General features: G+C 67.0%; 23 protein-coding genes. 12 read left to right on the top strand and 11 right to left on the bottom strand.

Annotated elements, in window-relative coordinates; all coding sequences use genetic code 11:
- Positions 1 to 96 precede the first annotated feature (96 nt).
- From O6P39_RS22425 to O6P39_RS22410, 4 genes are all read right to left on the bottom strand, one after another.
- Positions 97 to 2178, bottom strand: coding sequence for a GGDEF domain-containing phosphodiesterase (locus O6P39_RS22425; protein ID WP_275608612.1), 2082 nt, complete (start codon positions 2176 to 2178; stop codon positions 97 to 99).
- 192 nt (positions 2179 to 2370) lie between these two features.
- On the bottom strand, positions 2371 to 2952 hold the full coding sequence (gene sodB / locus O6P39_RS22420) for a superoxide dismutase [Fe] (protein ID WP_152225940.1): 582 nt from the start codon (positions 2950 to 2952) through the stop codon (positions 2371 to 2373).
- 311 nt (positions 2953 to 3263) lie between these two features.
- Positions 3264 to 3866 (bottom strand): LysE/ArgO family amino acid transporter, encoded by a 603-nt coding sequence (locus O6P39_RS22415; protein ID WP_275608611.1) that lies wholly within the window; start codon positions 3864 to 3866, stop codon positions 3264 to 3266.
- Between the two features lie 4 nt (positions 3867 to 3870).
- Positions 3871 to 4296, bottom strand: a complete 426-nt coding sequence (locus O6P39_RS22410; RefSeq protein ID WP_275608610.1) for an ACT domain-containing protein — start codon at positions 4294 to 4296, stop codon at positions 3871 to 3873.
- A gap of 93 nt (positions 4297 to 4389) precedes the next feature.
- Here O6P39_RS22410 and O6P39_RS22405 point away from each other — a divergent pair, with 93 nt between their 5' ends.
- Complete coding sequence (locus O6P39_RS22405) at positions 4390 to 5295, top strand: LysR family transcriptional regulator ArgP (protein WP_275612010.1); 906 nt, start codon at positions 4390 to 4392, stop codon at positions 5293 to 5295.
- On the opposite strand, the gene O6P39_RS22400 is transcribed toward O6P39_RS22405, so the two are convergent.
- Positions 5282 to 6343 carry a saccharopine dehydrogenase NADP-binding domain-containing protein gene (locus O6P39_RS22400; protein WP_275608609.1) on the bottom strand — a complete coding sequence of 354 codons (1062 nt, stop codon included), beginning with the start codon at positions 6341 to 6343 and terminating at the stop codon, positions 5282 to 5284. The two genes, O6P39_RS22405 and O6P39_RS22400, sit on opposite strands and share 14 nt — an antisense overlap.
- Before the next feature lie 192 nt (positions 6344 to 6535).
- Between O6P39_RS22400 and O6P39_RS22395 the strand changes: the two genes are divergently transcribed.
- On the top strand, positions 6536 to 7525 hold the full coding sequence (locus O6P39_RS22395; protein WP_275608608.1) for an NAD(P)-dependent oxidoreductase: 990 nt from the start codon (positions 6536 to 6538) through the stop codon (positions 7523 to 7525).
- A gap of 93 nt (positions 7526 to 7618) precedes the next feature.
- On the opposite strand, the gene O6P39_RS22390 is transcribed toward O6P39_RS22395, so the two are convergent.
- Positions 7619 to 7906, bottom strand: coding sequence for a hypothetical protein (locus tag O6P39_RS22390; RefSeq protein WP_275612009.1), 288 nt, complete (start codon positions 7904 to 7906; stop codon positions 7619 to 7621).
- A 253-nt stretch (positions 7907 to 8159) separates the two neighbouring features.
- On the opposite strand from O6P39_RS22390, the gene O6P39_RS22385 reads away from it, so the two are divergent.
- The 4 genes from O6P39_RS22385 to O6P39_RS22370 all read left to right on the top strand — a co-directional run bounded on the left by O6P39_RS22385 (position 8160) and on the right by O6P39_RS22370 (position 11995).
- The gene (locus O6P39_RS22385) at positions 8160 to 8999 is read left to right on the top strand and encodes an ATPase (RefSeq protein ID WP_275608607.1); all 840 of its coding nucleotides are present in this window, start codon (positions 8160 to 8162) and stop codon (positions 8997 to 8999) included.
- 198 nt (positions 9000 to 9197) lie between these two features.
- Positions 9198 to 9425 (top strand): ferrous iron transporter A, encoded by a 228-nt coding sequence (gene feoA, locus O6P39_RS22380; protein ID WP_275608606.1) that lies wholly within the window; start codon positions 9198 to 9200, stop codon positions 9423 to 9425.
- A gap of 6 nt (positions 9426 to 9431) precedes the next feature.
- A complete protein-coding gene (gene feoB, locus O6P39_RS22375; protein WP_275608605.1) occupies positions 9432 to 11726 on the top strand; it encodes a Fe(2+) transporter permease subunit FeoB in 2295 nt (764 codons plus the stop codon).
- Entirely contained in the window at positions 11726 to 11995 is a 270-nt protein-coding gene (locus O6P39_RS22370; protein WP_275608604.1) for a FeoC-like transcriptional regulator, read from the top strand. The genes feoB and O6P39_RS22370 overlap by 1 nt, the downstream gene beginning before the upstream one ends.
- Before the next feature lie 200 nt (positions 11996 to 12195).
- On the opposite strand, the gene O6P39_RS22365 is transcribed toward O6P39_RS22370, so the two are convergent.
- Genes O6P39_RS22365 through O6P39_RS22355 form a run of 3 tightly spaced genes read right to left on the bottom strand, consistent with a single transcriptional unit; the run spans position 12196 to position 14817 of the window.
- Positions 12196 to 13245 carry an alkene reductase gene (locus O6P39_RS22365; RefSeq protein ID WP_275608603.1) on the bottom strand — a complete coding sequence of 350 codons (1050 nt, stop codon included), beginning with the start codon at positions 13243 to 13245 and terminating at the stop codon, positions 12196 to 12198.
- A 30-nt stretch (positions 13246 to 13275) separates the two neighbouring features.
- The gene (locus tag O6P39_RS22360; protein WP_275608602.1) at positions 13276 to 14439 is read right to left on the bottom strand and encodes an MFS transporter; all 1164 of its coding nucleotides are present in this window, start codon (positions 14437 to 14439) and stop codon (positions 13276 to 13278) included.
- A gap of 48 nt (positions 14440 to 14487) precedes the next feature.
- Positions 14488 to 14817 (bottom strand): helix-turn-helix transcriptional regulator, encoded by a 330-nt coding sequence (locus O6P39_RS22355; protein WP_275608601.1) that lies wholly within the window; start codon positions 14815 to 14817, stop codon positions 14488 to 14490.
- Between the two features lie 356 nt (positions 14818 to 15173).
- Here O6P39_RS22355 and O6P39_RS22350 point away from each other — a divergent pair, with 356 nt between their 5' ends.
- Both O6P39_RS22350 and O6P39_RS22345 read left to right on the top strand, forming a co-directional pair.
- Positions 15174 to 15767, top strand: a complete 594-nt coding sequence (locus O6P39_RS22350) for an ACP phosphodiesterase (protein WP_275608600.1) — start codon at positions 15174 to 15176, stop codon at positions 15765 to 15767.
- Positions 15768 to 15845: 78 nt separating this feature from the next.
- Positions 15846 to 16709, top strand: a complete 864-nt coding sequence (locus O6P39_RS22345) for a universal stress protein (RefSeq protein ID WP_275608599.1) — start codon at positions 15846 to 15848, stop codon at positions 16707 to 16709.
- A 145-nt stretch (positions 16710 to 16854) separates the two neighbouring features.
- Here O6P39_RS22345 and O6P39_RS22340 read toward each other — a convergent pair whose 3' ends face one another.
- Positions 16855 to 17625, bottom strand: coding sequence for a lysophospholipid acyltransferase family protein (locus tag O6P39_RS22340; RefSeq protein ID WP_275608598.1), 771 nt, complete (start codon positions 17623 to 17625; stop codon positions 16855 to 16857).
- Positions 17625 to 18380: an L-ornithine N(alpha)-acyltransferase gene (gene olsB, locus O6P39_RS22335; RefSeq protein WP_275608597.1), complete on the bottom strand. Its 756-nt coding sequence runs from the start codon at positions 18378 to 18380 to the stop codon at positions 17625 to 17627. The genes O6P39_RS22340 and olsB overlap by 1 nt, the downstream gene beginning before the upstream one ends.
- 147 nt (positions 18381 to 18527) lie before the next feature.
- On the opposite strand from olsB, the gene O6P39_RS22330 reads away from it, so the two are divergent.
- The 4 genes from O6P39_RS22330 to O6P39_RS22315 all read left to right on the top strand — a co-directional run bounded on the left by O6P39_RS22330 (position 18528) and on the right by O6P39_RS22315 (position 21955).
- Positions 18528 to 19424 carry an acyl-CoA dehydrogenase family protein gene (locus O6P39_RS22330; RefSeq protein WP_275608596.1) on the top strand — a complete coding sequence of 299 codons (897 nt, stop codon included), beginning with the start codon at positions 18528 to 18530 and terminating at the stop codon, positions 19422 to 19424.
- A 112-nt stretch (positions 19425 to 19536) separates the two neighbouring features.
- Positions 19537 to 20322, top strand: a complete 786-nt coding sequence (locus O6P39_RS22325) for an MBL fold metallo-hydrolase (RefSeq protein ID WP_275608595.1) — start codon at positions 19537 to 19539, stop codon at positions 20320 to 20322.
- Between the two features lie 146 nt (positions 20323 to 20468).
- Complete coding sequence (locus tag O6P39_RS22320) at positions 20469 to 21611, top strand: serine hydrolase (RefSeq protein WP_275608594.1); 1143 nt, start codon at positions 20469 to 20471, stop codon at positions 21609 to 21611.
- Entirely contained in the window at positions 21608 to 21955 is a 348-nt protein-coding gene (locus O6P39_RS22315; RefSeq protein ID WP_275608593.1) for an amidase, read from the top strand. The genes O6P39_RS22320 and O6P39_RS22315 overlap by 4 nt, the downstream gene beginning before the upstream one ends.
- Positions 21956 to 21968: the final 13 nt, after the last annotated feature.

Below are 21968 nucleotides of genomic sequence, written 5' to 3'. Positions count from 1 at the left end.
TTGATCTCCGGACACTCCGAACTCGGCCTGGGAGCCAGCCGATGGAGTGAGGTGTAACAGCGTACAACCGCGAACGGTTGTACGCCCTACGGCATGTCAGTGCCGCTCGACCGAGCCGTTCGAACCGCCGCCGGCCACTTCGGCCAGGCGCCTGGCCTGCTTGAGGTAGAGGGTCAGTTCGCGCGCCGGCAGCGGCTTGCTGTACAGGTAGCCCTGACCCTCGTGGCAGCCCTGGGCGATGATGTAGGTCTCCTGCTCGACCGTCTCCACGCCCTCGGCGATTACCTGCATGCCCAGGCTCTTGCCCAGCTGGATGATGGCGCGAACGATGGTGGCGTCGTCGTCGTCCAGCAGCAGGTCCTGGACGAAGCTCTTGTCGATCTTGATCTTGTCCAGCGGCAGGCTCTTCAGGTAGCTCAGTGAGGAGTAGCCGGTGCCGAAGTCGTCGATGGCGATCAGGGCGCCGGCGCGGCGCAGGCTGAGCAGGTGCTGGGCGGCGGTGGAGATGTCCTCCATCAGGCCGGTCTCGGTGATCTCCAGCTCCAGCGAGCGCGGTGGCAGGCGGTGCATCTGCAACAGGTTGCTGACCACCCGCGGCAGGGCGTTGTGGCGCAGTTGCACGGTGGACAGGTTGACCGCCAGGCGCAGGTCGTCGAAACCCTGGTCGTGCCATTCGCGCAGTTGCCGGCAGGCCTGGTCGAGCACCCATTCGCCGATGCTGAAGATGCTGCCGTTCTGCTCCGCCAGGGGAATGAACAGGTCCGGCGCCACCCAGCCCTGGGCTGGGTGCTGCCAGCGCAGCAGCGCTTCGACGCCGACCACGCGGTGATCGCGGTAGTCCACCTGCGGCTGGTAGACCAGGTGCAGCTCGTTGCGCGCGAGGGCGTCGCGCAGGTCCTTCTCCAGTTCGCGGCGGCGGCGCATCTCGCTGTCGACGCTGGCGATGTAGAACTGGTAGCGGTTGCGCGAGCGGCTCTTGGCCAGGGTCATGGTCTGCTCGGCCTTCTGCAGCAGCTTCTCGGTGGTCTCGCCGTCCTCGGGGAACAGGGTGATGCCGATGGTGGCGCGCAGGTGCACCAGGTGCTGGTCCAGCTCGAAGGGGGCTTCCAGGTCGTCGAGGATCTGCTGGGCCAGCTCGGCGGCTTCGTAGGGCTGTTCGATGTCGGCCTGGACCAGGGCGAACTGGTCGCCGCCCAGCCGCGCCAGGGCGCCCAGGTGCGCGCTGCGGGTGCGCAGGCGGTCGGAGAGGGCGATCAGCAACTGGTCGCCGAACTGGTAGCTGTACTGCTCGTTGATGCCCTTGAAGTCATCCAGCCCAAGGCACAGCACAGCGACGCGCCGCTGCTGGCGCGAGGCGCTCTCGAGAATCTGGTCCAGGCGCTGCTGCAGCAGCTTTCGGTTGGGCAGGCCGGTGAGGAAGTCGTACTGGGAGATGCGCAGCAGGCTGTCTTCGGCCTCGCGGCGCAGATGTCCGTTGCGCTCGATGGAGGCGAGCAACTGGTTGGCGGTGTTGACCCACAGGCCCAGTTCGTCCGTTTCGTGGCCGTGGGGCATCGGCAGCTTGTGCTGGCTGGGGCGGTCGGGGTTGATCGCGGCGAGGTGCTCGATGATCTTCGACAGTGGCTTGGTCAGCATCCACTGGTAGACCATGAACAGCACCAGGCCCATGGCCAGGGCGCGCAGCAGGCCGGAGAGGAAGATGATCCCCGAGGTGGTGACGAAGTCCTCACCGTAGGGCGCGGTGTCGAGGGTGATCTTCAGGTCGCCGTAGTATTCGTTGGAGCCGCCGCGGCCGGCCAGGCGGATGGCGTAGTTCTGCTCGGCGCCCAGGATCGGGTCGGTCAGCCAGCGGGTGGGGGATTCCAGCAGCGGGCGGGATTTCTCCGCCAGCATGGGCTCGTCGGGATGGCCGATGGCGGCATAGCGCACGGCCTCGTGCTGGAACAGCCCTTCGAGGACCTGCATCGCCATGTCGCGGTCCAGGCTGTAGACCGCCTGGGTGGAGGGGTCGCGGACCATCGCCAGGATGCGCTGGGCGTCGTTGTATACGGCTTGCCGGGCCTTGTGTGCATCGAAAACGATCTGGGCACAGCTGAGCACAACCCCGACCACGAGGGCCGCGAGTAACACCATTCGCAGCAGCTTGAGGGAGAGGCTGTGCCGGGGGTCCAGTTTCAAGGGGCTTTCCTTGTTCATCGCCTGGGGCGAAATACTGGTCTGAGTATTGGCAATTGGCGCTATGGCGTCAAAGGGCCATCGTTGCATTTTTGACAGCCTAGACTTTTCAGGTTAGCCGACCCGCCGCTCTTGCGCGCACAGAACGAAGAAACCCGGCACAAGGCCGGGTTTCCAGGGTCACGCTGGGGGGAATCAGGCAGCGAAGTTCTTCGCTACGAAGTCCCAGTTCACCAGGTTCCAGAACGCTTCCACGTACTTCGGACGCAGGTTGCGGTAGTCGATGTAGTAGGCGTGTTCCCACACGTCGCAGGTCAGCAGCGGGGTGTCGCCGCTGGTCAGCGGGCAGCCGGCGCCGATGGTGCTGGCCAGGGCCAGGGAGCCGTCGGCCTTCTTCACCAGCCAGCCCCAGCCGGAGCCGAAGGTGCCGATGGAGGTCTTGCTGAACTCTTCCTTGAACTTGTCGAAGGAACCGAAGGCAGCGTTGATGGCGTCAGCCAGGGCGCCGGTGGGCTGGCCACCGCCGTTGGGGCTCAGGCAGTTCCAGTAGAAGGTGTGGTTCCACACCTGGGCTGCGTTGTTGAAGATGCCGCCCGAAGAGGTCTTGACGATGTCTTCCAGGCTCTTGCCTTCGAACTCGGTGCCCGGAACCAGGTTGTTCAGGTTCACGACGTAGGTGTTGTGGTGCTTGTCGTGGTGGTATTCCAGGGTTTCCGCGGAAATGTGCGGCTCAAGGGCATTCTTCGCGTAAGGCAGCGGCGGCAATTCGAAAGCCATGGTGTCTCTCCTATCTCACTCAGTCTGGGCTAGCGCGGCGAACGCGCGACCGGTACACGGGGCCGGTTGAAGTATGGGTCGCGGCATCCGGGCGTAGCTGCAATGCGTCCGCAAGGGACCAGGACAGCGCGCCAGTTGCGTCCGGAGGGCTGAGCCCGCCGGCGCCGCGAAGGTCGGATCATAGCACCCGACCTGTGGCATATCCACGCAGCATCTGTAGGGTCAAAGGCCATGCGGCAGAGGCCGCGCCGGTGCGCGCTTCTCACTATGCTCCGACCGGGATGACGGATCGTCGTTCGGACTTTTTATCGTCAGCGGGCGAATACCAGCTGCGCCGCCATGCCCAGCATCATCACCGCCACCATCAGGTCCACCAGGCGCCAGGTGGTCGGCCTCGCCAGCCAGGGAGCGAGCCAGGCGGCGCCCAGGGCCAGGGTGAAGAACCACAGCAGCGAGGCGCTGGCCGCGCCCATGGCGTAGGCACCGGGCGCCGCCTGCTGGGCGCCGAGGGAGCCGATCAGCAGCACGGTGTCGAGGTAGACATGAGGGTTGAGCAGCGTCACCGCCAGCGCTGCCATCAGCACGGTACGGCGTGAGCGCGGGCCGGTCTCTCCGGCGTCGGCCATGGCTTCGGGCGAGATGGCCCGGCGCAGCGCCTTCACGCCATACCAGGTCAGAAAGGCGACGCCGCCCCAGCGGGCGATGGCCAGCAGCGTGGGATTCTCGGCGAGGACCTTGGCCAGGCCGAACACCCCGGCGCTGACCAGGATGGCGTCGCACAGCACGCACAGTGCCGCCACCGACAGGTGGTGTTCGCGGCGCAGGCTCTGGGCGAGGACGAAGGCGTTCTGCGCGCCGATGGCGATGATCAGGCCGGCGGCGACCAGCAGGCCGTTCAGGTAGCTCTGCCACATGGCGTCAGACCTCTTCTTTTTTATCGACAGCGGGGGGATTGGCGGCGAGGGCGCGCAGCACGTCCAGCGCGCGCGGGCCGTCGGCGTGGGCGACGAACAGGTGGTCGTGGTACCAGGCGGCGATCACGTTGCAGCTGATCCCGGCCTTCGCCAGGGCGGTCGCCACGGCGGCGGTGAGGCCGACGGCCTGCAGTGCGGAATGCACTTCCAGGGTCAGCCAGGCGGCGACGTAGTCAAAGCCCAGCCCGGCCTTCTCGGCCTCGGCGCGCGACAGGATCAGTGTCAGCCCTTCGCGCTCGCGGAAGCTGCCCAGTGGCTGCAGGCCGGCGGGCATCCGGCCGTCGGGCAGGGTGCAGAAGACGTACTCGCCGTCGTTGAGTACCGGGGTCATGCCACGCAGCAGCGCGGCCAGGGAGGTTTCACCAGCCATGGGAACGTCCATCGAAGAAGGGGGATTGCTGGCGATTGTCGGGTGTTCGGTTGTATAAGAAAAACCAATGTTGCTGATATCTCATTAGGAAATCTGATCGTGTTCGACTACAAGCTGCTCGCCGCCCTGGCCGCCGTGGTGGAGCAGGGCGGCTTCGAGCGCGGCGCCCAGGTACTGGGGCTGTCGCAGTCGGCAATCTCCCAGCGCATCAAGCTGCTCGAAGCGCGGGTCGGCCAGCCGGTGCTGGTGCGGGCGGCGCGGCCACAGCCGACCGACCTGGGCCGGCGTCTGCTCAACCATGTACAGCAGGTGCGTTTGCTGGAGGGGGACCTGCAGCAGTGGGTGCCGGCGCTGGACGACGGCGCGGCGCCTGAGCGCCTGCGCCTGGCGTTGAATGCCGACAGCCTGGCGACCTGGTGGGCGAAGGCGGTGGGTGACTTCTGCAGCGAGCGTCATGTGCTGCTGGACCTGGTGGTGGAGGACCAGGAGGTCGGCCTCAAGCGCATGCGCGCCGGCGAGGTGGCCGGGTGCGTCTGCGCCAGCCCGCGCCCGGTGGCCGGAGGGCGCAGCGAAGTGCTGGGGGCGATGCGTTATCGCGGCCTCGCCAGCCCCGAGTTCGTCGCCCGGCACTTCCCAAAGGGCGTGACACCGGCGGGCCTGGTGCGTGCTCCGGCCATCGTCTATGGCCCGGACGACCAGTTGCAGCACCGTTACCTGCAGGCCCTGGGTGTCGACGGCCACTTCAGCTATCACCTGTGCCCCTCGTCGGAAGGCTTCGTGCGCATGACCAGCGGCGGCCTGGGGTGGGGCCTGGTGCCAGAACAGCAGGTAATGGGCGAACTGGAACGCGGTGAGCTGGTGGACATGCTGCCGGGCCGGGTGATCGACGTGCCGCTCTACTGGCACCACTGGCGCAACGGCGGCGAACTGCTCGCCGCCCTGACCCGGCACCTGCTGGCGAAGGCGCCGGGGCTGCTGGTGCCGATCAGCCCCGAATGACGATCCTGCTGCTGCCCGGCAGTTGCTCGATGCAGCGCGCACCGAACAGCTGCGACGGGGTGAAGTAGCCGGCGGACTCGGGCTGGGCGAGCAGGTGACGGACGGCGAACAGCACGCCGTGAATGGTCACGTCGTAGCCGTTGGCGGTTTCCAGTCGCGCGGTGCGGCGCTCGCCACGGGCATTGCGTACTTCGCCCCAGACCCAGGTGCGCAGTTTGCTGCGGGCCAGTTCGTCGGGGCCGTGGACGCGCCTTTCCACTTGTTCCTTGAGCCAGTCCTGCACGCGCTCGCGGCCCAGCAGAGGGCGAAAGCTGTCCATCAAGCGCATGCCGATGGCGGCGGCGGGCGGCACCGGAAGATAGACCTCGATGTCGCCGATGCCGGTGGAGAAGAACGCCGTCGCGACGTCGCCCCAGGGGATGGTCACGGCATGCTTGAGACCACGGCCGAAGTCGATGTCGCGGCGCTTGTAGCCCAGCGGCACGTCGCGCAGGCGCCCGGCCTCGCGCACCTTGCCGCCGAGCTTGAGGCCTTCCACCGTGGTCTTGGCGGTGCCCGGCGACAGCCCGCTGCCGCTGTCGAAGCCCAGGGCCAGGTGAGTCGCTTCCGGCATGGCCTCCTTCAGGCAGGCGGCCACGCAGTCGGTGGGGATCACGTCGAAGCCCACCCCGGGGCAGAGCGCGATGCTCGCCGCACGGGCGACCTCGTCGAGGCCGTGGGCGTGCTCGAAGACGGCAATCTCGCCGGTGATGTCCACGTAGTGCGTGCCACTGGCGATGCACGCCTCGATCACTGGCGCGGCGGTGGCGGAGAAGGGGCCGGCGCAGTTGGCGACCACCGCGACATCCGCCAGTGCGGCCTGGGTGGCGGCACTGTCGTTCAGGTCGAAGACCCGGCATTCCAGGCCGAGCGTGCTGCCCAGGGCATGCAGGCTGGCGGGGTTGCGTCCACCCAGGAGCGGCGTCAGGCCTTCGCGTTGCGCCTGCTCGGCCACCAGCCGGCCGGTGTAGCCGTTGGCGCCATAGATCATCCAGTGGGGCTTGCTCATGCTGTGCTCTCGCTGAAAAAACCGATCCCTAGAGCGTAGTTCCAATCGCCCCCTGGCAGTCACCGACCGCAAGTCGTGCAACCCTGACGCGGCCGTGCGGTCTGCAAGGACTCGTTTCTGGCGTACAAGGCCAGGGTAGTGCGGTGCGGCGACTGCTAGAGTCGCCGCATTAGAAGAACAGGAGTGGCGTGCATGAAGATTCTGGTCACCGGAGCCAGCGGGTTCATTGGCGGGCGCTTTGCCCGTTTCGCCCTGGAGCAGGGGTTGGCGGTGCGGGTGAACGGACGGCGTGCCGAGGCGTTGCAGCCATTGGTGGCGCGCGGCGCTGAGTTCATGGCAGGGGATCTGGCCGATCCGGCGCTGGTGCGTGCGCTTTGCAGCGACGTCGATGCCGTGGTGCATTGCGCCGGTGCGGTGGGCGTGTGGGGCAGCCACGACTATTTCCACCAGGCCAACGTGGTGATGACCGAGTCGGTGGTCGAGGCCTGCCTGAAGCAGAAGGTGCGGCGTCTGGTGCACCTGTCGTCGCCGTCGATCTACTTCGACGGCCAGTCCCATGTCGGCATCAATGAAGAGCAGGTGCCCAGGCGCTTCGCCAATCACTACGGCTCGACCAAGTACCAGTCGGAATTGGTGGCCCTCGGCGCCCAGGAGTTCGGCCTCGAAGTGCTGGCGCTGCGTCCGCGCTTCGTCACCGGCGCTGGCGACACCAGTATCTTCCCGCGCCTGATCGCCATGCACCGCAAGGGGCGCCTGCGGATCATCGGCCAGGGACTGAACAAGGCGGACTTCACCAGCGTGCAGAACCTCAACGACGCCCTGTTCGCCAGCCTGATGGCGGACGACGCGGCGCTCGGCCAGGCCTACAACATCAGCAACGGCCAGCCGCTGCCGCTATGGGACGTGGTCAACTACGTGATGCGCCGCCTGGAGCTGTCGCCGGTGACGCAGCACGTGCCTTATCCGTTGGCCTATACGCTGGCGCTGCTCAACGAAGGCGTGTGCAAGGTACTGCCGGGGCGCCCCGAGCCGACGATGAACCGCCTCAGCATGGCGGTGCTGGCCAAGGACTTCTCCCTGGATATCTCCCGCGCCCGCCAGTACCTCGACTATGACCCGCAAGCCAGCCTGTGGGATGCGCTGGATGAGTTCTGCGACTGGTGGAAGCTGCGCGGTGTTTGAGCGCGTTTCGTAGGAGCGGAGCTTGTCCGCAAATGGGCCCGGCGCGCGCCGATGTTCGCGGAGAAGCTCCGCTCCTAGGAGAGCACTCCTCGCCTAGCGCGGTACACGAGCACCGCCCCGCAACGGACCTGAATACTGGCGCTCACCGGCCTGCGTCGGCCGGAAGCTCGGCTCCTGCACTACGCGGGGTAGCGTCACGCCGCTCAGTTCGCCGAGCCGCAGGCCCAACAGGCGGGTTTCTTCCCGGTCGGAGCCGGCGCAGGCGTGCAGCATCCGACCGATGGCGTCGCTCTGCTGGAAGTGGATATCCAACCCCTGTTCGGCGCGCAGCCGGCGGCGCAGTTCGCGCATGCAGTCCAGGATGGCCTTGTTGAATTCGATCACCCGACGTCCTCCCCCATGAAAGGCACCCGGACGGCGCCCAGTGTCTGGGGCGGGAGCAAGCGCCATGCCACGCTGTCGCAAGGCCAATAACGCTGGGCCGCGGGGGAACTGCACCGCCCATTGCGGGGTCTTCTGTGCGCCGACCCGGTGCGTCGCGCTCCGTGATGGCACGCTGCTCATGCCTGTGCCTGAACGGATATACTGCGCGTTGCGCAGGCAACACGCCGCTTTATCCCCACAGGTTCACTCCATGCGTAACGACCAGTTCGACGAATTCGATGATGTGCCCAGTCTCTCCACCGACGCCTCCGACCGCGACGAGTTCGGTCATCACCCGCGCCGTGTGTTCGAGCCCAACGGTCGTCCGCTGCCCCAGCCGGCGAAGCGCGGCGGCAGCACCGGGGCACTGTGGGCGCTGGTCGCCGCCATGGCCATCGCCCTGGGCGGCGTGGCCTGGTGGAGCCACCAACAGCTGCTGCTGATGGAGCAGCAACTGATCGCAACGCAGGAGAGCTTCGCCAAGATCAGCGAAGAGGCCGCCGGTCGCCTGGATGACATCCGCGGCAAGTTCGTCGCCAATGAGTCCAACGGCACCAGCGACCGCGAGGCGCTGAAGCTGCAGGTCAAGCAACTGCAAGGCCGCCTGGCCGAGCAGGCCAAGGCGCAGCAGGCCTCGCTGTCGGAGTTCGACGGCGCCCAGGGCAAGCGCCTGGCGCAGCTCAATGCTGACTTCAAGGCCCAGCAGGACAGCGCCGCGCAACTGATCGCCCAGCTCGACAGCAAGCTCAAGGCGCTCTCCGACGAGCAGGCCAAGTACAAGAGCGTACAGGCCGACCTTGCCGCGGCCAGCCAGCAGATCCAGGGGCTCAACACCGAGATCGCCAACCTGAAGAAGCAAGGCAACCAGAGCCAGGCGATCAAGAGCATCCAGGACGACCTGCTGGTGCTGCGTTCCGAGGTCGATGGCCGCCAGGGCCAGGCCAGCAACGACACCAAGGAGTTCGATGTCTTCCGCATCCAGGTGATGCGCAACATCAACACCCTGCAGCAGCAGGTGCAGAACCTCCAGCAGCAGCTCAGCACGCGCTGACCTTCGGCGCTCGCGCAACCGCACAGGCCCTCGCTCCTACGGAGCGGGGGCTTTTCGTTTGTGCGATCCCTCCTTGTGGGTACTGACCGCAAGTCTTGCCGCAGATCAGTTTTCGACAGGGGGACGAGGCGAATAATGCCTGGCAAATGAGAGTCATTCCGATTCTTCCTGTCAGGCACTTTTGCCCGGAGGCATCCCATGCAACCTGTTCAAGCGCATCGCCGCTACCGCATCACGGGATACCGTCCCGGAATCGGCGCGGCTTTCCGCCAGCGTCTGTTCGCCATGGGGCTGTTGCCGGGCGCCGAGCTGCACGTGCGCCGCGTGGCGCCGCTGGGCGATCCGGTGCAGGTGGATACCCGCCAGTGCAGCCTGGTGCTGCGCCGCCGCGACCTGGCCTTTCTCGACCTCGCCCCGCAGGATTGAGCCCCCATGGATGAACTGCGCATCGGCCTGATCGGCAACCCCAATGCGGGCAAGACCACCCTGTTCAACCAGCTCACCGGCACCCGCCAGCGGGTCGGCAACTGGGCCGGCGTCACCGTGGAACGCAAGGAGGGCAGCTTCCGCACCGTGCGGCACAACGTGCGCCTGGTAGACCTGCCCGGCACCTACTCGCTGACCACGCTGTCCACCCAAGCCTCGCTGGACGAGCAGATCGCCCGGCGCTGCATCGTCGATGGCGAGGTGGACGTGCTGGTCAACGTGGTGGACGCCACCAACCTGGAACGCAACCTTTACCTCACCGTGCAGCTGCGCGAGATGGGACTGCCCTGCGTGGTCGCGTTGAACATGCTCGACATCGCCCGCAGCCAGGGCCTGAACATCGACCGCGAGGCACTTGCGCGGGAGCTGGGTTGCCCAGTGGTGCCACTGGTCTCGACCCGTGGCGAAGGCATTGACGAGCTCAAGCAGGCTATCGATGCCGTGACTGCGCAGCCACCGCTGCAGGTGCCGTATCCCGCCGCGCTGCGCAACGCCGTCACCCAACTGCTGCCCGCCGATGCGCCGCCAACGCTGGCCTGGATGGCACTGCTGGCGCTGGAGGGCGACCTGCACAGCGCCCGCCAGCTCAAGCTCGACCCGGCGAGCCTGTTGGCCGCGCGTGACGCAATCCGCTGCGCCTGCGGCGAAGACCCGGAACTGCTGCTGGTGGATGCACGCTACCGGCTGATCGGCGAACTCTGCGAGCGTGCCAGCAACCATCGACAGGCCGCCCCACATCGCCTGACCCAGGCGCTGGACCGCGTCGCGCTGAACCGCTGGCTGGGCATCCCGGTGTTCCTGTTCGTGATGTACCTGATGTTCTTCTTCGCCATTACCCTGGGCGGTGCGCTGCAGCCGATCTTCGACCAGGGCTCCTCGGCGCTGTTCATCGATGGCATCCAGTGGCTGGGCGCCCGCAGCGGCGCGCCGGACTGGCTCACCGCGCTGCTGGCCCAGGGGCTGGGCGGCGGCATCAACGCGGTGCTGCCGCTGATCCCGCAGATCGGCCTGATGTACCTGTTCCTCGCCCTGCTCGAAGACTCCGGCTACATGGCCCGCGCGGCCTTTGTCATGGACCGCCTGATGCAGGCCCTCGGCCTGCCGGGCAAATCCTTCGTGCCGCTGATTGTCGGCTTCGGCTGCAATGTGCCGTCGATCATGGGCACCCGCACCCTGGACAACCCGCGCGAGCGCCTGATGACCTCGATGATGGCCCCGTTCATGTCCTGCGGTGCGCGGCTGGCGATCTTCGCCGTGTTCGCCGCGGCCTTCTTCGGCCAGAACGGCGCGCTGGCGATCTTCTCGCTGTATCTGCTGGGCATCGTCGTGGCGGTACTCACCGGCCTGCTGCTCAAGCACACGCTGATGCGCGGCGAAGCCTCGCCCTTCGTCATGGAACTGCCGCTGTACCACGTGCCGCACCTGCGCAGCCTGCTGCTGCAGACCTGGATGCGCCTGCGCGCCTTCGTGATCCGTGCCGGCACCGTGATCATCCTGGTCAGCCTGGTGATCGGCGGGCTCAACAGCGTCACCCTCGACGGCCGCCCGGTGCAGGGCGACATCGCCGACTCGGCGCTCTCCAGCCTCAGCCACCAGGTCACGCCGCTGCTCAAACCCATGGGCGTGCACGAGGACAACTGGCAGGCCACTGTCGGCCTGGTGACCGGCGCGCTGGCCAAGGAAGTGGTGGTCGGCACGCTGAACACCCTGTACACCGCCGAACACATCCAGGGCGAGGCCTTCGATGCCGATGCGTACGATCTCTGGGGCCAACTGAAACAGGCCGGCGCGGATACGCTGGATGGCCTGCGCGATGCCTTCAGCCTCAGCGTGCTGGCCAACCCGGTGGCCGCGAGCATGGCCGACGGCGAGATGGAGGAGGGCTCCATGGGCACCTTCGCCGCCAAGTTCGGCAGCCCGCTGGCCGCCTACAGCTACCTGGTGTTCGTGCTGCTCTACGTGCCCTGCGTGGCGACCCTTGGCGCGCTGACCCGCGAAAGCGGCCGCGGCTGGATGACCTTCGCTGTGCTCTGGGGGCTGAACGTCGCGTATTCGCTGGCAACCCTCTGCTATCAGGTATTCAGCTTCGCCGAGCATCCGCAGTACAGCGCCGTGACGATCGGCGTGGTGCTGGTGTTCAACCTGGTGCTGTTCCTGATCCTGCGCTGGGTCGGTCGGCGCGGCCTGGAGCTGGACGGCGAGCGCGAATTGCACGCTGCACCGGCGGGGAGCTGCCACTGATGGCCACGGCAATCGCGGTGCGTAACCTGCTGGGTGAGATGGGCGAGGCGGATGCGCCGGCCCTGGCCCAGCGCCTCGGGGCCTCGAAGGCCCTGCTCGAAGCGCTGCTGGAGCGGCTGCTGGCGATGGGCGTGGTGGAAAAAGTTGCGCCGGAGTCGGCGGCCTGCGGGAGCTGCAAGGGTTGCGCGGAGGCGGCGCGGTGCGCGACGACGGAGTATCGGTTGGCCAGCCACAACGCTGCAGCCCCTTTACGCTGGATGACTTCGTGATCCCATCCTGCGACGAGCTCCGACACAGAACCTGACGCGCTTTTGTAGGAGCGAGCTTGCTCGCGAACCTCTCGGCACCGGGGTAGGGGGTGTTCGCGAGCAAGCTCGCTCCTACAGGTCATGCCCGCCTTTTGGCTCGCGGAAAGAAAAAGGGCGCCTTCAATCGAAGGCGCCCTTTTTACTGGCGCTGGAGCCCGCCGTTACAGGCGCGGGTAATCCAGATAGCCGACCGGGCCCTTGGCGTAGAAAGTTTCCGGGTGCGGCTCGTTCCAGGCGGCGTCTTTCTGCAGACGGGTCACCAGGTCCGGGTTGGCGATGAAGGGTACGCCGAAGGCAACCGCGTCAGCCTTGCCGCTCTCCAGCCACTGGGTGGCGGTTTCCTTGGTGAAGCGTTCGTTGGCGATGTACACGCCGCCGAAGATTTCCTTCAGCTTCGGGCCGATGCTGTCCTCGGCGGCCTTCTCGCGGGTGCAGATGAACGCCACGCCCCGCTTGCCCAGCTCGCGGGCCACGTAGCCGAAGGTGCCCAGCGGGTCGGCGTCGCCCATGTCGTGGATGTCCATGCGCGGTGACAGGTGCACGCCGACGCGGCCGGCGCCCCATACCTCGATGGCGGCGTCGGTGACTTCCAGCAGCAGGCGCGCGCGATTCTCGATGGAGCCGCCGTACTGGTCGGTGCGCTGGTTGGTGCTGCTCTGCAGGAACTGGTCGAGCAGGTAGCCATTGGCGCCGTGGATTTCCACGCCATCGAAACCGGCGGCCTTGGCGTTCTCGGCACCGATGCGGTAGGCCTCGACGATATCGGCGATCTCTTCGGTTTCCAGGGCGCGCGGGGTGACGAATTCCTTGAGCGGGCGCACCAGGCTGACGTGGCCGGCCGGCTTGAGCGCACTCGGCGCCACCGGGGTTTCACCGTTCAGGTACAGCGGGTCGGAGATGCGGCCCACGTGCCACAGCTGCAGCATGATGCGCCCGCCATTGGCGTGTACGGCCTTGGTGATGTTGCTCCAGCCACGCACCTGGTCGTCCGACCAGATGCCGGGAGTGTCGGGATAGCCCACGCCCATCGGAGTCACCGAGGTGGCCTCGCTGAGGATCAGGCCGGCGTCGGCGCGCTGGGTGTAGTACTCGGCCATCAGCGCGTTGGGCACGCGGCCTTCGTCGGCGCGGCAGCGGGTCAGCGGGGCCATGACGATGCGGTTGGGCAGTTCCAGGTCACCGATGACGATAGGGTCGAAAAGCGTGGTCATTGTGTTACTCCGGGGCGTGAGGGTGGAGGATCAATCGAGGACGGTTTGGGTCTGGTTGGGCTTGCCGCTGAACGCGATCATCACGGCGATCAGCGCGAGTACGGCGATTGCGGCGCCGGCCAGGGGCACGCGGGTCAGGCCCAGGCCGTGGTCGATGACGCTGCCGCCGACCCAGGCGCCGATGGCGTTGCCGACGTTGAAGGCGCCGATGTTCAGGGTGGCGACCAGGTTCGGCGCGGCTCCGCCAACGCGGACCACGTTGACCTGCAGGGCGGGTACCGCGGCGAAGGCGGCGGCGGCCCAGATGAACAGGGTGATCTCGGCGGGGATCAGCGAAGCGCTGGTCCAGCTCAGCACGGTGGAGACGATCGCCATGGTGGCGAACACGCCGGCCAGGGTGGTGCCCAGGCGCCAGTCGGCGAGACGGCCGCCAATGATGTTGCCCAGGGTCAGGCCGAGGCCGATCAGCACCAGGGTCCAGGTGATGCCGCGTGGGGAGACCTGGGTGACTTCACCCAGCAGCGGCGCGACGTAGGTGAACGGAGCGAAGACAGCCGCGGAGAACAGTACCGTGGTGGCCAGCGCCAGCCACAGCGGACCGTTGCGCAGCGCGGCGACTTCCTTGCGCATATCCACCGCTTCTTCGTCGTGCTTTTTCGGCAGCACGCGCCACAGGCCGATCAGCGCGACAACACCGATCAGGGTCACCGCCCAGAACGGCGAGCGCCAGCCGGCGACCTGGCCCAGTGCGGTGCCGGCCGGCACGCCGAGCACGTTGGCCAGGGTCAGGCCGGTGAACATCAGGGCCACGGCGGACGCCTTGCGGTTGGCCGGCACCAGGCTGGCGGCAACCACCGAGCCGATGCCGAAGAAGGCGCCGTGGCACAGTGCGGTGATGATCCGCGCCAGCATCAGCAGGCCGTAGTTGGCGGCCACCGCGCAGAGCAGGTTGCCGAGGATGAAGATGCCCATGAGCATCAGCAGCGCGGTCTTGCGCGGCAGGCGGGCGGTGAGCAGGGCCATGATCGGCGCGCCGATGGCGACGCTGAAGGCATAACCGCTGACCAGCCAGCCGGCGGCGGGAATGGTCACGGAGAGATCGCCCGCGACCTCGGGCAGCAAGCCCATGATCACGAATTCCGTGGTGCCGATGGCAAACGCGGACAAAGCGAGGACGAGAAGCGAAGTTGGCATGCGCCTGCTCCTGGAGAGTGGGTTGTGGTGTGGCTGGCAGTAGCCGGGTTACAGCGCTTCGCTCAGGTGGCGAACAAAGGCCTGGATGGTTTCTTCATTGCGTTTGAAGAAATTCCACTGGCCGACTTTTCGACTGGTCACCAGGCCCGCGCGCTGGAGGGTGGCCAGATGCGCGGAGACGGTGGATTGCGACAGACCGGTGCGCTGGTCGAACTTGCCGGCGCAGACGCCGATCTCGAAGGACTGGTGCTCCTGCTCGACGAAGTAGCGCTCCGGGTCCTTCAGCCAGCGCAGCATGTCACGCCGCACCGGGTGAGCCAGGGCCTTGAAGATTTCGTCGAGATCGATACCAGGATCGAGAGGGGGTTGTTCAGTCATGGGCACATCGGTATATCGCGTTGAGACGAACTATATATCGGTGAAAAACGATATGAATTCGTTTGAGGCGATAGTAATGATCGACACCCGTGATATTAGCCTTCGGCACCGTCGCCGGAGCGGACTCCGTTCGCGATGACTCCCACGCGCCGGGACAGGCGTAGGGCGTATAGCGTTCGACGTTATGCGCCGTTTGGCCATGGCAGAAGAAGCACGCCGGGCTGGGCCACGGAGCCGCGATGACGGGCACGCCGGGCTCGGCCATGGAGCCAATATCGCCCACGGCGTATCGGCGTACAACCGCGAACGGTTGTACGCCCTACGGTCGGGCATGAATCCGCGCTACTCTCTGCCCCATGAACTACCTCGCGCATCTCCATCTGGGCGGCGACCGGCCCGCCCAACTGCTCGGCAGCCTCTACGGCGACTTCGTCAAAGGCCCGCTCGCCGGCCAATGGCCTGCCGATATCGAGGCGGCCATCCGGGTGCATCGGCGCATCGACGCCTTCACCGACAGTCATCCTTTGATACAGATTGCCAAGACGCGCTTCCCGCAGGAGCGTCGGCGCATGGCGGGCGTGCTTCTCGACGTGTTCTTCGACCATTGCCTGGCCCGTGATTGGGGGCGCTTCTCCGAGGAGCCGCTGGAGCAGTTCACCCATCGGGTCTACGGTGTACTGGGCCGCACGCCCGGCTTGCCGGAGCGCCTGGCCCGCATTGCGCCGCGCATGGCCGCGCAGGACTGGCTGGGCAGTTATCGGCAGTTCGAGGTGCTGCAGGACGTGGTGTTCGGGATGTCCCGGCGCCTGTCGCGTCCGTCCCTGCTGGACGGCGCCTGGGACGAACTGGAGCGCTTGTACCTGCCGCTGAGCGCCGACTTCCGCGAGTTCTATCCGGAGCTGCAGTCCTACGTCAGGAGCCTGCCGGAATCGATGGACGGTCCGGCCTGACTTGATGTGCGTCAACCGCCTGGTGTGCCGGAGCGTGTGCAATAGACCCATCTGAAGGACGACGAGAGGAGCAGCAAGATGAAGTCGTTAATGGTCGCAACGGATTTGTCTGGCCGTTCGGAAAAGGCCCTGCACCGCGCGGCGGCACTCGCCAAGCGTTTCGCCTGTCCCTGGACCGTACTCTACGTCGTCGATGAGGACCAACCGGCCGCGCTGGTCGAGCAGGAGGCGACCCAGGTCAAGATGATGCTGGAGGCGCGTCTGGTCGAACTCACCGAGCTGGCCGGCAGCAGCCCGAAGCTGATGGTCGAGCGCGGCGATCCGAATCAGGAGATTCTCTCCGCAGCCAAGGGCCAGAACGTTGAGCTGCTGGTGATGGGCGCCCATCGCAAGAGTGTGCTGCGCGACATCTTCGTCGGCACCACGGTCGAGCGCGTGCTGCGCGCCGGCCAACTGCCGGTGCTGGTGGTCAACCAGCCGGCGAACGGCGAATACCGCGACCTGCTGCTGGCGCTGGATATTTCCCATGCCTCGGCCAACGCGGTGAATGTCGCGGGGACGCTGGGCCTGCTCGATGGTGCCGTGCGCCGTGGGGTCTACGCCTTCAGCCCGCTGGCCAAGGGCATGATGCAGTACTCCGGGGTCAGTGAGGAGCGGGTCGACGAGTTCGTCAGCACCGAGACGCGCCAGGCCGTGGATGAGCTGAAGACCTTCCTGCGCGAGGAGCGCCTGGACGATCGCATCGATGAACAACTGGTGGCCGTCGGGCTGCCGGGCAACGTGCTGCAGCGGATGGTCGACAAGCATCGGCCCGATCTGCTGGTCATGGGCACTCGGGGCATGGGCGGGATCAAGCGTGCCCTGATCGGCAGTGTTGCCGACTACGCTCTGCGCGAGCTGGATTGTGACATCCTGGTCGTGCCGCCGGAGACCGGCGGCTAGAGACTGTTTTCGGGCTTCACCGGGCGGCTCGAGGGTGCCGCCCGGCGCAGTTCGAAAGCCGTTTCGTCAGAGTGGGAACCCGCCGGCCGTAGGTTACGGCGGGCTCCACATCCCCACATCCCTTCCTGCTCTCAATCCGCTTGAATCAGGCCGCGATGGCCGGTTCTTCCTGCACGTCGCAAACCACTGCGTGGATCGCGTTGCGCGCCTGTTGCGCCAGAAGATTGCGATCCTGGTGGGCGCTGGACAGTGCCGGCAGCAGGTGGATTTCCACCACGCCCCGATCATTACCGAACAGCCGCCGCAGGTGGCTGACCAGATCATCATCGCCGATGAAGGGGGCGAGTTCGCACGCCTGGCCGTTGCGCCGGTAGCGCAGCGCCACCGGTTGCACCGGCACGCCGGCTTCTATGGCGCTGGCCATCAGGCGGCCGTGGAAGGTGCGCAGGCCCTGGCCATCGGTGGTGGTGCCTTCCGGGAAGACCAGCAGCGAACGACCGCGCGCGAGCTGGGTGGCCAGTTGCGCATTGACCATCCGGGCATCGCCCGAGCCGCGGCGGATGAACAGGGTGCCGGCTTTTTCCGCCAGCCAGCCGGCCACCGGCCACTGGCGCACTTCCGCCTTGGACAGGAAGGTCAGCGGCAACAGTGCGCCGAGCAGCGGGATATCGACCCAGGACACATGGTTGGAGACCCACAGCATCGGCTGGCTGGGCAGCTCGCCGTGCACCTTGACCTCGAAGGGCAGGGCGGCGGTGAGGCGTGCCAGGAACCAGCGGGTCAGGCGCTGGCGCAAGGGCATCCAGTCGCGGCCGGGCAGGCGTTCCAGCAGGGTGACGAAGCAGGCCAGCGCCATGCCCAGCGTCAGCACCAGCAGGAGGCGGGCGACGCGCAGCCAGGCGCGCAGGCTGCGCATCACACCGCCGCCTTGAAGTGGCGGGCGTAGCGTGGGCAGAGCTCGTCGCGCTTGAGCAGGATGAACACGTCGGCGACGCCGAAGTCCGGGTCCCAGCAGGGCTCGCCGCAGATCTTCGCGCCCAGGCGCATGTAGGCCTTGAGCAGCGGCGGCAGTTCGGCGGTGAGGTTGTCCGGCACTTCCATGGGCGGCAGCGGGGTCTTGGGCTCGGCGCGCAGGTTCTGTTGGCACAGGTAACGGTCGCGCAGGCGTTGCATCACCGCGCGGGCCTGGATGCCGCCGTCGCGCATGGGGATGCTGGCGCAGCCCATCAGGTAGCGGTAGCCGCCCTCATTGAGCACTTCGGCCAGTTCGCTCCACAGCACGGCGATGGTGCCGCCGTTGCGGTAGTCGGGGTCGACGCAGGTGCGGCCGATTTCCAGCACCGGGCCCTGCAGGTCGTCCAGGCCGTCGAGAGCGAACTCTTCCTCGCTGTAGAAGCGGCCCAGACGCTGGGCGGCGCAGTGGTCGAGCAGGCGGGTGGTGGCCACCAGCGCGCCGGTGTTCAGGTCGCGCACGCCGATGTGGGCGCAGTGACGGTCGTAGTCGTCCATGTCCAGGCCTTGGTCCGCGCCCTTGAGCTGGGCATCGAACTCGCTGCTGAACACGCGGTAACGCAGGGCCTGGGCTTCGCGCAGGGCGCGGGCGCCGCGCAGACGCACGGCCTTGAGACGGCGTTCTGCCGGGGTGTCACAGGAGAGGGCGATCTGACTCATGCGAGTGCCTCCGTGAACCGGCCATGCGGGTTGCGGCCGGTCGGCTTTGTTGTGCAAGCTCAGGCTAGGAATGAGCGGTGTCACCCCCATGACGGTGCGGTGATGCTTGTATGACAACGACGAAAGCCCTGGAGAAGGAGCGCCACGATGCCCTGGAAATGCCTGCTCGGCCCGCAGGATCGACTGCCCGCCGGAGTCCCCCTGGACGACTGGTACGCCGAGTTGCTCGAACGCGCCGGCGCCGTCGGCAGCTTCGAACTGGCAGTGCTCGGCGGACGCCTGGCGGCCACCCCGGGGCTGGCCTTTCTCGCCGGTTACCAGGCGGCCTTGCGCGCCCTGTGGCCGGCGGCGCCGCTGAGCCTGGGCGCGCTGTGCGTGACCGAGAAGAAGAGCGTGCGCCCGGCGGACCTGCAGACCCGCCTGGAGGGCCTGGTGCTGCATGGCCAGAAAGACTTCGCCACCGCCGCCGACCGCGCAGCCTGGTGGCTGGTGGCGGCGCGCGATGAGGACGAAGGCGAGGCCCCGCGCTTGGCGATGGCCGTGGTGCAGGCCGGCGCGCCCGGCGCGACGCTTGAACCGTTGCCGGCCTTGCCGTTGCTGCCGGACATCCCCCATGCCCGCCTGCTGCTCGATGGCGCCCATTGTGAGCGCCTGCCCGGGGATGGCTGGGAGACTTACAGCAAACCCTTCCGCACCCTGGAAGACACCCATGTGCTGGCGGCCCTCTGCGCCTGGCTCTACGGCCTGGCCAACGAACTGCACTGGCCGGCGGAGCTGACGCTGCGACTGGTCGGCGTACTGGCCGGTTGCGCGGAGGTGAGCCGGCAACCGGCCGGCCAGGCGGAAACCCATCTGTTGCTGGCCGGGGTGTTCAGCCAGTTCGAGGGGCTGTCCGCGGCACTGGATGCCGCGTTCGCCACGGCCGATCCGGCGCTGGCGGCAGTCTGGCAGCGCGACCGTGGCGTCCTGGCGATCGCCGGCGTGGCACGGGCCAAGCGCCTGGAAAAGGCGAGGGCGGTGTTGGGGCTTGATCCAGGTCAGTGAGTACCGGGGGCGGGCTGGTTAGCCTTTGCGGCCGTTTCTGAGGTTGTACCCAGAAATTTCCGCACGGCTACCCACTGTTTTCCGCCCACTACTCTCGACAGGAAATCCCCCCATGCGACGCGAACCCATCGTGCTGTTCGACGACGGCAAACACCAGTGCCTGTGTTTCGACGATCTGGTGAGCGGCGATGGGGTGCAGTCCAACCAATTCCTGATCGTCGACCATGGCAAGCGCCTGTTGCTCGATCCGGGCGGCGACCTTACTTACACCCCGCTGTCGCTGGAGCTGTCCAAGCTGTTCCCGTTGCAGGAACTGGACTACATCTTCGCCTCGCACCAGGACCCGGACATCATCGCCGCGCTCGACAAGTGGCTGCTGCACACCCGTGCCCAGGTCATCTGCTCCAAGCTCTGGGCACGCTTCCTGCCGCACCTGACGGCCAACTACCTGGCGGTCAGCCACGGCATCTCCACCTATGACCGGGTCATCCCGTTGCCCGACCGTGGTGAGTCCGTGCAACTGGGGCGTTGCCAGCTGAAGATGATCCCCGCGCACTTCCTGCATTCGGTGGGCAACTTCCAGGTTTATGACCCGGTGAGCAAGATCCTCTTCTCCGGCGACATGGGCGCCTCCCTGGTGGACGACGCCAGCCCCGTGCAGGACTTTGCCGCGCACCTGCCGCACATGGAAGGCTTCCACCGCCGCTACATGGCCTCCAACAAGGTCGCCCGGCTCTGGGCTTCGATGGTGCGCGGCATGGACGTCGAGATGATCGTGCCGCAGCACGGCCGGCCCTTCGTCGGCAAGGCCATGATCAGCGCCTTCCTCTACTGGATCGAAAACCTGCAGTGCGGCATGGACCTGCTGGGGCCGGAGGACTATCAGGTACCGCGCTGAGAGCCGCAGTTCTGCCAACGCGCAGCAGATCGCGAGAGTCGCTGACCGATTGCGCCAATCGTCCTTGAAGTAGGCACGATCGGCGCTTAATCCGTCATCTTCGCCGTGCTAGGGTGCGGGCCGACCCGATAACAAGAGGCCCCCTGATGCCCACCTTCCCGCGCTTTCCCTCGCGCAGGCCGCTGCTGCGTGCCCTGGCGCTCGCCAGTTGCCTGCTCGGTGGCCACGCCTTTGGCAGCGACACCTGGCCCGAGGCCGACTGGCCCCACGGCACCACGCCCAGCGGTGCCGCCGTCCAGGCCTTCGAAAGTTACGCCTTCCCCACCCGCAACAACACAACCCGCAAGGGCGTGCGCACCGACGCCGTGGTGGTGATCCGCGACGGCCAACTGATCTACGAACGCTACGCCGGCCCGACCCGCGCGCAGACGCCGCACCTGGCCTGGTCGATGAGCAAGAGCGTGATGGCCAGCGTGCTCGGCGTGGCCTTCGGCGAGGGCCGTTTCCAGCTCGACGACCCGGTGGCGAGCCACTACGCGCCGTTCGCCGCGCACCGCGATATCCACATGCGCCACCTGCTCAACTGGGCCTCGGGCCTGGCCTGGCAGGAGGACTACGAATATGCCCCGGTGCGCTCCTCGGTGGTGGCGATGCTCTACACCCGTGGCCGCGATGACATGGCGAAATTCGCCGCGGACTTCCCGCTCGATGCGATTCCGGGGCAGCGCTTCCGCTATTCCAGCGGCGACAGCAACGTGCTCTCGGCGACCCTCAAGCAGATGGTCGGCCCGCAAGCCTATGCGGACTATCCCTGGACCGCACTGTTCCAGCCCCTGGGCATCCAGTCGGCGGTGTGGGAACGCGACGCCAGCGGCACCTTCGTGGGCTCCTCCTACGCCTACATGACCGCCCGCGACATGGCCCGCATCGGCCTGCTGATGCAACGCGGCGGTCGCTGGAAGGACCGCCAGCTGTTGCCGCAGGCCTGGCTGCAGTTCGTCCTTGCGCCATTCCCCAACTACAAACCGCAGGCGGAAAAACCCGGCGAAGCGGTGCCCGGCGGCCAGTGGTGGCTGAACCGCGCGGTGGCCGGCGCTCCCGCGCCCTGGCCGAGCGCACCGGAAGACACCTTCGCCGCCCTCGGTCACTGGGGCCAGGCGCTCTACGTGATCCCGGAGGAGAAACTGGTGATCGTGCGCTACGCCGACGACCGCGACGGCAGCTACCAGCATGACGCCTTCCTCAAGCTCGCCCAGGCGGCCTTCGCCCACGGGGAGGTGCAGCCATGATCCGTCGTCATCCGGTCCTCACCGCGCTGGTCCTGCTGGTGCTCATGCTCGCCGCCACGGCCTGGCAGAACCGCGTCCACCTCGCCGCCTTCCCCGGCATCATCGGCGCCTACACCGCCAAGGAGTACTGCTCCTGCCGGTACGTTATGGGGAACTCGGCGGACTATTGCCGGGCCTATACGAAGCAGTACGTGCCGACCAGCGGATTCTTCGACGACGAAGCGCGCAAGCGGGTGACCGCCCGCGGCCTCGGCAGTACCCAGACAGCCGCCTGGCTCGGCGCGCGCGAAGGATGCCAGCTGATGCCCCAGGCAGATGAATTGCCCGATTCGGGCACCCACTGACGGGTACGTTCCA

Origin of the sequence: Pseudomonas sp. PSE14 (assembly GCF_029203285.1) — a bacterium.
Lineage (GTDB): Bacteria > Pseudomonadota > Gammaproteobacteria > Pseudomonadales > Pseudomonadaceae > Pseudomonas.
This window is presented reverse-complemented; position numbering and strand designations above follow the sequence as displayed.

Coding starts and splice junctions, on each gene's coding strand:
- sodB (WP_152225940.1), bottom strand. CDS start 2,952: ATGGCTTTCGAATTGCCGCCGCTGCCTTACGCGAAGAATGCCCTTGAG.
- O6P39_RS22415 (WP_275608611.1), bottom strand. CDS start 3,866: ATGTGGCAGAGCTACCTGAACGGCCTGCTGGTCGCCGCCGGCCTGATC.
- O6P39_RS22410 (WP_275608610.1), bottom strand. CDS start 4,296: ATGGCTGGTGAAACCTCCCTGGCCGCGCTGCTGCGTGGCATGACCCCG.
- O6P39_RS22400 (WP_275608609.1), bottom strand. CDS start 6,343: ATGAGCAAGCCCCACTGGATGATCTATGGCGCCAACGGCTACACCGGC.
- O6P39_RS22395 (WP_275608608.1), top strand. CDS start 6,536: ATGAAGATTCTGGTCACCGGAGCCAGCGGGTTCATTGGCGGGCGCTTT.
- O6P39_RS22385 (WP_275608607.1), top strand. CDS start 8,160: ATGCGTAACGACCAGTTCGACGAATTCGATGATGTGCCCAGTCTCTCC.
- feoA (WP_275608606.1), top strand. CDS start 9,198: ATGCAACCTGTTCAAGCGCATCGCCGCTACCGCATCACGGGATACCGT.
- feoB (WP_275608605.1), top strand. CDS start 9,432: ATGGATGAACTGCGCATCGGCCTGATCGGCAACCCCAATGCGGGCAAG.
- O6P39_RS22370 (WP_275608604.1), top strand. CDS start 11,726: ATGGCCACGGCAATCGCGGTGCGTAACCTGCTGGGTGAGATGGGCGAG.
- O6P39_RS22365 (WP_275608603.1), bottom strand. CDS start 13,245: ATGACCACGCTTTTCGACCCTATCGTCATCGGTGACCTGGAACTGCCC.
- O6P39_RS22360 (WP_275608602.1), bottom strand. CDS start 14,439: ATGCCAACTTCGCTTCTCGTCCTCGCTTTGTCCGCGTTTGCCATCGGC.
- O6P39_RS22355 (WP_275608601.1), bottom strand. CDS start 14,817: ATGACTGAACAACCCCCTCTCGATCCTGGTATCGATCTCGACGAAATC.
- O6P39_RS22350 (WP_275608600.1), top strand. CDS start 15,174: ATGAACTACCTCGCGCATCTCCATCTGGGCGGCGACCGGCCCGCCCAA.
- O6P39_RS22345 (WP_275608599.1), top strand. CDS start 15,846: ATGAAGTCGTTAATGGTCGCAACGGATTTGTCTGGCCGTTCGGAAAAG.
- O6P39_RS22340 (WP_275608598.1), bottom strand. CDS start 17,625: ATGCGCAGCCTGCGCGCCTGGCTGCGCGTCGCCCGCCTCCTGCTGGTG.
- olsB (WP_275608597.1), bottom strand. CDS start 18,380: ATGAGTCAGATCGCCCTCTCCTGTGACACCCCGGCAGAACGCCGTCTC.
- O6P39_RS22330 (WP_275608596.1), top strand. CDS start 18,528: ATGCCCTGGAAATGCCTGCTCGGCCCGCAGGATCGACTGCCCGCCGGA.
- O6P39_RS22325 (WP_275608595.1), top strand. CDS start 19,537: ATGCGACGCGAACCCATCGTGCTGTTCGACGACGGCAAACACCAGTGC.
- O6P39_RS22320 (WP_275608594.1), top strand. CDS start 20,469: ATGCCCACCTTCCCGCGCTTTCCCTCGCGCAGGCCGCTGCTGCGTGCC.
- O6P39_RS22315 (WP_275608593.1), top strand. CDS start 21,608: ATGATCCGTCGTCATCCGGTCCTCACCGCGCTGGTCCTGCTGGTGCTC.